At 47.3% G+C, this 11,792-nt stretch carries 11 protein-coding genes and 1 pseudogene; 10 read left to right on the forward strand and 2 right to left on the reverse strand.

All coding sequences use genetic code 11. The features are described from left to right. The first annotated feature begins 2 nt into the window (after positions 1 to 2). Both ACFRAM_RS20280 and corA read left to right on the forward strand, forming a co-directional pair. A complete protein-coding gene (locus ACFRAM_RS20280) occupies positions 3 to 992 on the forward strand; it encodes an inorganic phosphate transporter (protein ID WP_066379471.1) in 990 nt (329 codons plus the stop codon). 136 nt (positions 993 to 1,128) lie between these two features. Beyond that, on the forward strand, positions 1,129 to 2,088 hold the full coding sequence (gene corA / locus ACFRAM_RS20285; protein ID WP_379467484.1) for a magnesium/cobalt transporter CorA: 960 nt from the start codon (positions 1,129 to 1,131) through the stop codon (positions 2,086 to 2,088). A 330-nt stretch (positions 2,089 to 2,418) separates the two neighbouring features. On the opposite strand, the gene ACFRAM_RS20290 is transcribed toward corA, so the two are convergent. Then, on the reverse strand, positions 2,419 to 2,979 hold the full coding sequence (locus tag ACFRAM_RS20290; protein WP_379467486.1) for a tyrosine protein kinase: 561 nt from the start codon (positions 2,977 to 2,979) through the stop codon (positions 2,419 to 2,421). 362 nt (positions 2,980 to 3,341) lie between these two features. Here ACFRAM_RS20290 and ACFRAM_RS20295 point away from each other — a divergent pair, with 362 nt between their 5' ends. The 6 genes from ACFRAM_RS20295 to ACFRAM_RS20320 all read left to right on the forward strand — a co-directional run bounded on the left by ACFRAM_RS20295 (position 3,342) and on the right by ACFRAM_RS20320 (position 10,288). Beyond that, positions 3,342 to 3,632 (forward strand): YerC/YecD family TrpR-related protein, encoded by a 291-nt coding sequence (locus ACFRAM_RS20295; protein WP_066379478.1) that lies wholly within the window; start codon positions 3,342 to 3,344, stop codon positions 3,630 to 3,632. A gap of 21 nt (positions 3,633 to 3,653) precedes the next feature. Then, the gene (locus tag ACFRAM_RS20300; RefSeq protein ID WP_379467746.1) at positions 3,654 to 4,412 is read left to right on the forward strand and encodes a sirohydrochlorin chelatase; all 759 of its coding nucleotides are present in this window, start codon (positions 3,654 to 3,656) and stop codon (positions 4,410 to 4,412) included. 359 nt (positions 4,413 to 4,771) lie between these two features. Then, on the forward strand, positions 4,772 to 5,662 hold the full coding sequence (locus ACFRAM_RS20305; RefSeq protein ID WP_379467488.1) for a diacylglycerol kinase: 891 nt from the start codon (positions 4,772 to 4,774) through the stop codon (positions 5,660 to 5,662). A gap of 738 nt (positions 5,663 to 6,400) precedes the next feature. Beyond that, positions 6,401 to 7,858 (forward strand): 23S rRNA (uracil(1939)-C(5))-methyltransferase RlmD, encoded by a 1,458-nt coding sequence (gene rlmD / locus ACFRAM_RS20310; protein WP_379467490.1) that lies wholly within the window; start codon positions 6,401 to 6,403, stop codon positions 7,856 to 7,858. Positions 7,859 to 8,465: 607 nt separating this feature from the next. Next, entirely contained in the window at positions 8,466 to 10,070 is a 1,605-nt protein-coding gene (locus ACFRAM_RS20315; protein WP_379467492.1) for a TQXA domain-containing protein, read from the forward strand. A gap of 14 nt (positions 10,071 to 10,084) precedes the next feature. Then, entirely contained in the window at positions 10,085 to 10,288 is a 204-nt protein-coding gene (locus ACFRAM_RS20320; RefSeq protein WP_379467494.1) for a hypothetical protein, read from the forward strand. 39 nt (positions 10,289 to 10,327) lie between these two features. Here the strand turns inward: ACFRAM_RS20320 and ACFRAM_RS20325 are convergent. Next, a pseudogene (locus ACFRAM_RS20325) lies at positions 10,328 to 10,615 on the reverse strand (LOG family protein); the annotation flags it as partial. Between the two features lie 167 nt (positions 10,616 to 10,782). Here ACFRAM_RS20325 and ACFRAM_RS20330 point away from each other — a divergent pair. Next, a complete protein-coding gene (locus ACFRAM_RS20330; RefSeq protein WP_379467496.1) occupies positions 10,783 to 11,097 on the forward strand; it encodes a MazG nucleotide pyrophosphohydrolase domain-containing protein in 315 nt (104 codons plus the stop codon). A gap of 217 nt (positions 11,098 to 11,314) precedes the next feature. Then, a complete protein-coding gene (locus ACFRAM_RS20335; RefSeq protein ID WP_379467498.1) occupies positions 11,315 to 11,650 on the forward strand; it encodes an LPXTG cell wall anchor domain-containing protein in 336 nt (111 codons plus the stop codon). Positions 11,651 to 11,792: the final 142 nt, after the last annotated feature.

Consider the following 11,792-nt stretch of genomic DNA (forward strand, 5'->3'; position numbering starts at 1 on the left):
ATATGGATACATCATTACTGGTGCTTGGCATCGTTGTATTTCTCGCGCTAGCGTTCGACTTTATCAACGGTTTCCACGATACGGCCAACGCAATTGCTACCTCTGTATCAACGCGGGCGCTCCCGCCGCGTACAGCGATCATTTTAGCAGCTACCATGAACTTTGTCGGCGCCCTGATGTTTACCGGTGTCGCTAAGAAGATTGGTGGAAGCATCACAGACCCTACCATGCTGGATAACGGGATTCAAGTCGTTATTGCAACGCTTGTCGCTGCGATCATCTGGAACCTGGTAACATGGTGGTTCGGAATTCCTTCCTCCTCATCACATGCGCTGATCGGTGCTTTGGCCGGTGCAGTATACGTGGGAGCTGGTTCCGATCACATCAAATGGAGCGGTTTTATTGAAATCGTGGAAGGTCTTATCTTCTCTCCACTGATTGCTTTTGTTATTGGTTATATTGTAATGATTATCCTCAAATGGATATTTGCCAAACGTAGTCCGCATACCGTCAACAAAGGCTTCCGGACGATGCAAATTATTACGGCGGCGCTGCAATCCTTCACCCATGGTACGAATGATGCGCAAAAGGCGATGGGGATTATTACTTTTGCCCTAGTGACCTCAGGTCATCTGGACTCCATGGAAGTGCCACTCTGGGTTAAGATCGCTGCAGCGACAGCGATGGCGCTCGGAACCTCTGTGGGCGGCTGGAAGATTATCAAGACGATGGGCTCGAAGATTTTCAAAATCGAACCGATCAACGGTTTCGCGGCTGATATTTCAGCGGCTTCCGTTATTTTCTCAGCCACACTGCTGCATTTGCCTGTAAGTACGACTCACGCCATTACTTCGGCTATTCTCGGGGTTGGATCGGCCAAGCGTTTCTCCGCTGTAAAATGGGGTGTAGCTGGACGGATCGTAGTTACGTGGTTCATCACCATTCCTATCAGCGCAGTGCTGGCAGGACTAATCTTCAAAATTTTCTTCTAAAATCATAAGCAAGTGTTTAGATAAGAGCCTGGTCGACATTGGTCGATTAGGCTCTTCTTTTTTGTAGTTGGGAGGAAGGCCATCAATGCGGTACAATGAACAGAGAGGCTAAGGACAGAACGGAGGATTTCATCATATGATACGTACGATGGCGGTAACCCATCAGGGTGAGGTGCTGACAGGGCTGCTGCTGCAAGAGATCCAAATGGCGGATTACGCCTGGATCTGGGTTGATTTTGCAACACCTACAACAGAGGAGACTTCACTTCTGGATACTTACTTTCACTTTCACCCGCTGGCGATTGAAGATTGCATGCATGTGCTGCAGCGTCCGAAGCTGGACTATTATGAGAATGCGCAGTTCTTCGTGCTGCATGCGTTAAATGAACGCACATTGGAAGCGGAAGAGATTGACCTGTTCCTCAGCAAAAGCTTTCTCGTCTCCTATCATCATCAGGAAAAGACGGAGATGAATGAAGCCTGGGAGCAGGTGAAGCAGGAAATTCATAGCCGCAAAGGCTGGTCGGGCGGACCGATGGCTGCAGCGTATACAGTGATGGACAAGCTGGTGGATAAATATTTTCCAAGTCTATATAGCATCGAGGACGAGCTGGCAGATCTGGAGAGTATGGGCAGTAAGGAGTCAGTGGAGGAGTTAATGAGCCAGGTGTTCGATGTCCGCGGGCGTCTATTGAAGCTGCGCCGTACCATTGTACCCATGCGTGACCTGATGTATCGGATACTCAATTCACAGCATGTGCAGAGCAATGGGGAGGAACGGATTTATTTTGGCGACATCTATGACCACCTGTTGAAGCTGACCGATATGATCGAGGTGGACCGTGAAATGACCGCTGATCTCCGGGATAGTTATATCTCGTTAAACTCCAACCGGATGAACTCTATTATGAAAACACTAACGGTCATCACCACCATCTTCATGCCGCTGACGCTGATCGCCGGGATCTATGGGATGAATTTCAAGATCATGCCCGAGCTGGAATGGAACTTCGGCTATTTCGCCGTCCTGTTGCTTATGGTAGTCCTCACTGTGGGGATGATCGCCTGGTTCAAGCGGAGTGGCTGGTTCAAATAGGCTGATGGAGCAAATAGATGAGGCAGCAGCGTAAATGTCCTGGGACATACGCTGCTGCCTTTTTTGGATAAAGTGTCGGAACTTGGCGAAACGAGTGGTACCCAATAGGCAAGGAGCTAAAGAGGCAGGGTTGAAGTAGAGATAGCGCAGAAAGCATAGAGGGCCAGAGACCATAGAGACCAGCTATCACAGAGACCGCAGAAACCATAGAGACCATAGAGACCATAGAAACCGTAGAGATACTGTAGAGATCGCAGCGACTGTAGAGATCCACGGTGGTTAATACTGCGCAGAGAGTTGCCTCCCCCAGTCAACGATCAGTTATATCTGCTATTTACGACGGCGTTTGCGGGAGGGAGAGGAAGTGGCACGTTTGCTGGTGGAACGTGAAGATTTTTTGCGGCTTCCGGAGGAAGGCGACTTTTTTCTACGACGTTTGGGTCTGTACAGAGCGGCATCCTCTTCAGCGGCTAGCGCTCCGGAGGACCCTTTTCCTTTGCCAAAAGTCCCCATGACCAGCTTCACCATTGGGGCCATCTGCTGAAAGCTCGACATCACCTTCTGGACCTTGCCCATCGAACTCACGATTCCTTCAATGCCACCCATCCGGTCGACAAAGCCTTTGATCTGCTCCATGTTGGCTAGATTCCCTAGATTCCCTAGATTCCCAAGTCCACCGAGAAGTCCTCCTGCTTTGGTAGTGACCGCCTCGGCTGCTGGGGCCAGTGCCGCATCTGCAACCTCTGTTACATCCAAACTGGGTAAGAACCCGGTGTCTCCCAGCTCTGGTGTATGCCCGTAGGGACTGATTCCAGGATAGGGTGATGTATTCAGCGGATCAGCCAGTGAACGGTGACTCCGGCGGGAATGATTATAGTAATGCTCAGGCATAATATCACATTCCTTCGTTATTGGTTTGCTATAATGTATGTCATGGGCGAACATAAGGTATAGACAGATGCCCGGATTACCGGGATAGGAGCGGAAAAGGGCGTATGCCCATATCAGGAGTGTGGAAATGAAAAAACCGTGTCTGCGCTTGATTTTCGACGCTTTTGTAGTACTATAGGGAAGGCGGTTTAAGATCAGGGATGAAAAGGAGAGAGGTCTAGTTCTAAAAAAAACATGTACACCTGGGGTGGACAAATGTCCGTCGATTTCGTTCTTTACAGCGTGAAACCGTTAATGCTTGAAAAAAGCGCTCCAGTACAATATAGTTAGAGGCAGAAGTCACAATAGGGGATGATTAATTAATGCAGCTGAAGAAGCTAAACGATAAAAGTGTGGATCAATTATTCGAGGCTATTTTAACTTTAAAAAATATGGAAGAGTGCTACATATTCTTTGACGATCTATGCACGGTGAACGAGATTCAATCGCTGTCGCAGCGTCTTGAAGTAGCCCGCATGCTGGGCAAAGGCTCTACCTACAACCAGATTGAAGCAGAAACAGGAGCGAGCACAGCGACCATTTCGCGTGTCAAACGCTGCCTGAACTACGGCAATGATGGATATAAAATGACATTGGAACGTTTGGGACGCTAATTCGTGAGACCGGGCGTACTGATGATCAGTCACGGTTCACGCGATGATGCCTGGGTATCTATCGTGGATGAAGCCGTAAACGGCGTATCGCTGCGGGAAGACCTTCCCGTGGCGGTTTCTTTTTTGGAGCTGGTGGAGGGCCGTCTCATTCAGGACGGAATCAATGAACTGGAACAGGCAGGGGTCACGGATATCATGGTGGTACCCTTGTTTGTGTCGTCTGGAAGTACGCATATTGATGAGATAGCGTATGCGCTTGGAGCGAAGCCGGAGCCTGAACGAGAGACCGATCTGGAATGTTTCCAAGTGAGCGCCAAGGTTCACTTCGGCTATCCTGTAGATGATGACCCGGATATTGCCCTCATGATCTGGGACAAAATTCGCGAGCTCTCCAAGCAACCGGAGCAGGAAACGATCCTGCTGGTAGGCCATGGGAGTGTGCATGACGGCTTCCGGCAGCGCTGGGAGCGGGGCATTGCTTCCCTGGCTCAGCGTGTAGCTCGGGTAAGCGGCGTTGCGGCAGCGGATTATGCGCTGCTGAACCCGGACAGTGTGCGCAGCAAAGCAGAGTATTGGCAGCAACAAGGCCACGAGGTGTTGGTGGCGCCACTTTTTTTGAGTGAGGGTTACTTTACGAAGCGAGTGATTCCACAGCGGCTTGAAGGCGTAGGTTATCGCTACTCTGGGCGCACGCTGCTCCCACACCCCCTTTTTCCAAGATGGATTCAGCGGCAGGTAGAGGATTGGTTAGCGTCTGTGCGGGACTGTTCAGGGGAATAATGGGGCTGAGAGCTCTTGGTGATATGTGTAGAATAGCAGCCTAAGTGCTCGCCGAATTGTGGTGAAAAGACCTCTCGTTGCATACACATGTAAGATAGTTATATTGAAGCTAATAAAAGCTACAGCCTGTATATCCGCTTATTTCGCAGCTGTGCTGTGGCTTGCATTTATAATGGAACTTCAGTTTTTCGAAAAATGCGGCAAGTGTTTATGTATATAATAGGTTCTTCAGATGACGTGAGGTTTTTATTTGCCTTAGAGGAAATTTATGTTCGACAGTCGCCGACATTGATTGTAGGGCATTGAATTGGGTATAATCAGTTAGGTTATCTATTAAAAAAACAGGTGGCGTTCCGGTAATGAAAACTGCGAGATTGATTTATAATCCCACTTCTGGACGGGAAGAAATGAAAAAGCGACTCGCCGATATTCTGGACCGGCTGGATGTGGGCGGAATTGAAACCTCCTGCCATGCAACGACAGGAGAAGGCGATGCGACAGCAGCCGCTGCAGACGCGGTTGAACGCGGCTATGATCTGATTATCGCAGCCGGCGGCGATGGCACGCTGAATGAAGTGATTAACGGTATGGCAGAGAAGCCTAATCTTCCTCCGCTTGGCGTACTGCCACTAGGAACGACTAACGATTTTGCACGGGCGATGGGTATCCCGAAGAACTGGGAAGAATCCGTGGATATGATTATCCGCCAGCAGTCGCGGCTGATTGATCTCGGCAAAGCCAATGATCGTTATTTCATCAATATCGCCGGCGGCGGAAGCCTGACCGAGCTGACATACGAAGTACCCAGCAGGCTGAAGACGATGATGGGCCAGCTTGCTTACTATTTAAAAGGTATTGAGAAGATGGCGAGTCTGTCTCCACAGGAGCTGATCATCCGCGCCAATGGCCAGAGCGTCATTCATGACGAGTTCATGCTCTTCCTGATCGCCAATACCAACTCGGTAGGCGGCTTCGAGAAGCTTGCTCCCGATGCCCGGATCGACGACGGTTTGTTCGACGTTATTGCCGTGAAGAAATGCAACCTGGCCGAGTTCATCCGCTTGGTCAGCCTCACCATTCGTGGCGAGCACTTGCAAGATAGACGGGTCGTTTACTTCCGCACCGATGCCATGGAAGTCACCTCTCCGGGGCATGTTCAGCTCAATCTGGACGGCGAGCTAGGCGGTTCGCTGCCAGGGCATTTCCGTATTCTGCCCCAGCATCTGCGGATTTTTGCGCAGAATAACTGAGGTGGATGAGTAGAGTGGGCTGTAGGCTATAGAGGGATTCCAGTCGTTGTATGCACTAGCTTAAGGCTCAAAGCACAAAGCACTTATCTTGTTGTTGCCATAACCTTCATTAACGCCCACTTTTGCGCAGCCTGAGGGTTTGTTGATGAAATAGTGTGCATAACGTAGGTCGACTCTAAGAGCCGTTATGAGTTACGTGTGGATCTATACTTATAGTAACTATTCTAGTCGAGCTGAACGTATCGAATGGCCAAGTATGTGTAATAGTAGGCTGAATCGTTTGCAAATGGCTAACTATAAAAATTTAAACTGGGTGTTGTTAATGAACTACGCGTATGTTGTCTAAATGAATGTACGCTAATGGTAAAATGTTTGGTCGAACAAAACTAATACTCAACATCTGTGTGCTTCATACATCTAGAGTAGGTGAATAACGGGATTTATTCCCGTTAAAACCCTGCAAACTATTGTTTTCTGAGAAATAGCTGGAATAACTCCAGTTATTTCTGTACACATACCCGATTTCACAAGTTATACTCAATAATAACTGGAGCTTTTCCTGTTGTTATCTTCTCATATAAAGTTTAACGGAGCATTAACTGGAGGAATTCCAGTTAAAATTAATTTTACATGGCAGTGTACGGCCTCAGCATGGGGTGTCTTGCTCTAATCCATTTTGTATAACAGATATTTAGCGTCATTAATAATGAAGAATATGAAAGAAGTGAATGTGAACCAATGAGTAGACACCGCAGCGGCCGCAATACAAGCCGCCGGGACGGCACGGCCCAAGTGGCCGGACTGCCTGTGAACAAGAATGACGAGGTTATGCTCGATATCATCGGCATGACCCATGAAGGTGAAGGGGTAGGCCGCGTAGAGGGCTTTACCCTTTTTGTGCAGGGCGCTTTGCCCGGAGAGAAAATTCGGGCAAAGGTGCTCAAGACCAAGAAGCAGTATGGCTATGCCAAGCTGCTGAAGATTGAACAAGCGAGCGGCGATCGTATCGCCCCGCCTTGCGAGATCTATGACATGTGCGGCGGCTGCCAGCTGCAGCACATGGATTACGCCGCCCAGTTGGCCTGGAAGCGCCAACTGGTGGTGGACAACCTGGAGCGGATCGGAAAGCTGCAGGTGACTGGGGGGCGGAACGAAGACGCTCATACTGGCGGCATTATCGTTCGTCCTACCCTGGGTATGGACGAGCCTTGGCGCTACCGCAACAAAGCCCAAGTGCCGATTGGCGACTCTGAGGGCGGCCTAGTTGGCGGTTTTTACGCTCGCGGTAGCCACCGGATTATCGACATGGAGACTTGTCTGATTCAGCATGATGAGAATGACAATGTTGTCCGTCAAGTTAAAGAAATCGGCCGGCGACTAGGGATTACAGCCTATGATGAAGAGACTGGCAAAGGTCTGCTTCGTCATGTTGTCGTAAAAGTGGCTTTTGTCACCGGCGAAATGATGGTTGTTCTCGTCACTAATGGCGATCGCATTCCTCGTAAGGACGAGTGGATCGCAGAAATTCGCCGCGAACTGCCAGCGGTTACGAGTATCTGCCAAAACGTAAACACCCGGCAGACTAATGTGATTTTTGGAGACGTAACCCGCACCCTGTGGGGCAGTGACGTCATTTACGACTATATCGGGGACGTGAAATTTGCAATCTCGGCGCGCTCTTTTTACCAAGTGAATCCGGCGCAGACAGAAGTTCTATACGGCAAAACCGTAGAATATGCCGAACTGACCGGTAACGAGACTGTCATCGATGCCTATTGCGGCATCGGCACTATCTCCTTGTTCCTGGCTCAGCACGCCAAGCAGGTCTACGGTGTAGAGATTGTTCCTGAAGCTATCGAGGATGCGCGGGCTAACGCTCGCCTGAACGACATGAACAATGTAGTGTTCGAGGTAGGTGCATCAGAAGATGTAATCCCGAACTGGAAAGAGCAAGGCATCACGCCGGACGTCATCGTCGTCGATCCGCCGCGTAAAGGCTGCGACGCTCGGTTGCTGGAAACTATCCTTGCGATGAAGCCAGAGAAAGTGGTGTATGTTTCGTGTAACCCGTCCACTTTGGCACGGGATCTCCGCGTGTTGGAGGATGGCGGGTATCGGACGGTGGAAGTGCAGCCGGTGGATATGTTCCCGCATACGGTGCATGTGGAGTCGGTGGCGTTGTTGGTAAGGAAGTAGTTGTAAACATCTTTTAAAGTTCTCCCAAGGCTTATAAAGTTCACCTAAAGCCTAAATAGTCTTCTCACCAGCCGAGCGAAACTCAGGTATCCACTCCTGTTTTCCTCGGCTTCTTTTGTCGTTGGAGCGGGTCGTATGACCCATCAATGCCTTGATAATTCAAGCTTTTCTCCGATTTCCACTCCAAGGCGCTTCCTCTAACTCCATTCATTTCCCTTGTTATTCCCCTGCTTTTTCAACTCTACTTTATTTGCTCGTGTTGAAACAGGGGAGTGGGGTGAGAGGGGTCCAAGCCAAGTGGGAGAGGGTTTTGTGGCAATTTGATGGGAGGGGGGCGTAATAAGACTGTTTGGAAATTGCACAGTAATAATTTAAAGCCACACTTATCTGCAGAACCCAAGCTTTATCGGCTTGGGTTCTTAATCTTTGTATCATTGGAAGTATTAAGGCGGAGAATTGAACTAAGTGTTGGAGCAGCTATGCTACTAAAGAATCATATCCGATAAAAGCATTTAAAAAACGACATCGATACCCGATATAATTAAAAACGGAACACTTTCGAAGAGTGTTCTGTTTTTACTATGATCATAAAAGGGAGTGACCTCAAATGAATAAAATAAAAGTGAAGCTAGCCATATTTCTGATTATTCTGCTAGGTTCGACCTCATTTCAATCTATCCAAGCAGCTCCTACAGTTGTTGAGAAGTTTGAGGTCGTAGATCATTGGTTTCCTAATGTGCGAATGTACCCTATCATTGTTTTAGCAGAATATAATAACGGAGTTTATGAACGAAGGCCGAACAGAGCAGGTCTACCTGATGGTATTTTAGCTTATTGCTTTGACAAGTCGAGACAATATCCACTTACGAAAGATCTTTTCGGTTATCGTGCCGGTGAAGAGTTCTTTTCACCACTTAAAGAAATTAACAACTACACCATTAAAGGAAAGGTGATTAATGGGGATATGTTAAGAGCGATCCTGCTCAATGGTTTTCCAATGAAGAGTGTTGCAGATTTACAAGCGGCCACTGGTATTACAGGTTTGGATGAAGACATGGCACTTTGGGCTACCCAATATGCTATTTGGCATTACACTAATGGCGCGAGTTTGAATGACTGGCGTGGGCAGCATTATCCGCCAACACCAGCGGGAGAGGATTTGTTTAATTACTACATCAGTTTAGCGCCTATAGGGCCAACGTATACAGAAACGGATGTGGATGTATTTGATCAGCAATTATCATTTGATGCGAATGATAACCTTGTTGTATCAGTATCTTATAAAGCAACAGAAAAGAACGATGATGGAACTGTCATTTTACCATCAGTCCAGCTTGATACTGCTACGGAGGCTAGATATCCAAATGCGACTGTCGTTGAATCAACATACACCAATCCAAGTCTTAACAGTAAGACGATCACGATTACAATCGCTGATGGCGATTATGATGATACGGCTTCAAATGTAGATATTGGACTCCAATTTATGATGCGTCAATCTGTCAACGATGTGTTCATCACTTCGTCAGTGAGATATATCAATGATATTCAAGATTTTGGTGCGGTTGCAGCCAATGTATTGGATGTGCAGAGAAATGTTCTATTGAACTTTAAACTTCCCGTGTCGCCAACACCAGCACCAACAGCAACAGCAACAGCAACGCCAGCACCAACAGCAACAGCAACAGCAACAGCAACACCAACAGCAACGCCAGCACCAACAGCAACACCAACAGCAACGCCAGCACCAACAGCAACACCAACAGCAACGCCAGCACCAACAGCAATAGCAACACCAACGCCAACAGAAGAACCAGAACGGGTAGAAGAGCCAACGGCAACGCCGACGCTGACTCCAACAGAAGAACCAGGACGGGTAGAAGAGCCAACGGCAACGCCGATGCTGACTCCAACAGAAGAACCAGGACGGGTAGAAGAGCCAACGGCAACGCCGACGCTGACTCCAACAGTAGAATCAGAATGGCTAGAAGAGCCAACGGCAACGGCAACGCCGACTCTAACAGAAGAACCAGGACGGGTAGAAGAACCAACGCCAACGCCAACGCCACTTGAACCGACAAACGTAAATGAAAAAATAACCGTCCTTCCTAAAACGGGCGAGGAAAGTAAATCTTTATTTTATATTATAGGAGCGGTATTTATTGTCGCCGGTTTGTGGCTATTTAGAAGAGATAGCATGGGTAGAGGTTGAGTAAATGATGTGCTTTGAAAAAAAGGCCGAAAGCTACTCGAAAGAGGGCTGACCATCTAGAGACACTCATTCTGCTGATTTGCCCTACTCTACGTGTCGGAACAGATTATTACGGGGATGGCTTCTCTCTCAAGGATCATCGCGACCTTGCTCGTCTGCTGGCGAATAACAAAAGCAAGGCGATGGTGCTACACAGCTCGGAAAATGCGCTTGATTGAACGCATCGAGATCGAATTGGGTGGTGGAATTATTATCCACTATAATTTCGGAAATCCGTTGTCTACGGGGGCGTAATTCTCCCCTGTATTCACGTCAATATTAAGCACTCCACACATGTGGAATGTACAGTAAGACTTGAAAGAAAAGACACAGTCAATTAGACTGTGTCTTAGTTTTTCGCTAGAGGGTTGCTGGCTCCATGTAAATATTTCGAAAAACTCTTCTAATGTACCGGAACCACCTGGAAGCGCAATAAAGCCATCTGCTAACTCCATCATCTTGCTTTTTCGCTCGTACATGGCCTCAACAGTAATTAATTTTGTTAAGTTTTTTTGTGATATTTCTCATTCCACAAGTAGCCATGCTATAGAAGATCCATTGCTAGATCCACAAAAAAACAGCTATTTTATTCATTTAAATAACCCCATTCCGAAGAATATTATATACTTATAATTGTTGTTGAATTCTGCTTAATTCGTAGGGGGCACATAAATTGGACGTAAATGCATTTCAAGAATGGGTGAAGGATTATTATGAAGCACGAGGTTGGTCAGAACTCGATATTTTCATTCGCATAGGCTTTTTAGCGGAGGAAACGGGAGAAGTAGCACGTGCTATTAGAGCTTTAGAAATTGGTCGAGATCGTCCAGATGAAATCGTCGGGACATACGCTGAAAATAAGCAGGAGTTAATAGAAGAACTTGGTGATGTACTAGGGAATGTTATAGTCATTGCTAACAAGTACGACATTAGCATTGAGGATATATTTAAATCTCATCAAGAGAAGTTATTAAAACGTTATAAGTAGAAGTTCACAGTATTACAGAATTGTAGATTTACATATGAATTGGAATTACCCCGTCACCTTCCGTTATTTTAACGGTTAGCAAGCGGGGTTTTTTAAGGTGTTTTCGATAGACAGGCACAAATCCTTCTTCTATGCAAAACTATATCGCTTACAGCAATCTGGAGATGTTCTAAAATAGCACTAGGGTTGTTTGGGAGGGTACGGGAAAATAACATATGTGAGATATATCGATGATATTCAAGATTTTGGTGCGATTGCAGTCAATGTATTGGATGTGCAAAGAAATGTGCTATTGAACTTTAAACTTCCCGTCCCGACAACGCCAGCACCAACGCCAACAGCAACACCAACGCCAGCACCAACACCAACAGAAGAACCAGGACGGGTAGAAGAGCCAACACCAACGCCATTTGAAACGACAAACGTAAATGAAGAAATAACCGTCCTTCCTAAAACGGGTGAGGAAAGTAAAACTTTATTTTATATTATAGGAGCGGTATTTATTGTCGCCGGTTTGTGGCTATTTAGAAGAGATAGCATGGGTAGAGGTTGAGTAAATGATGTGCTTTGAAAAAATGGCCGAAAGCTACTCGAACCGTTGTCAGTCAAGGCGAAGCCAATGAACGTATTATGCAGCGAAGTCAGGAGCTTTGCAGAGTTACAGATTGATGACGAGAAAGCTTCGGGAATCCGTT

The organism is Paenibacillus sp. NPDC056722 (assembly GCF_042790635.1).
GTDB lineage: Bacteria > Bacillota > Bacilli > Paenibacillales > Paenibacillaceae > Paenibacillus_AQ > Paenibacillus_AQ agri.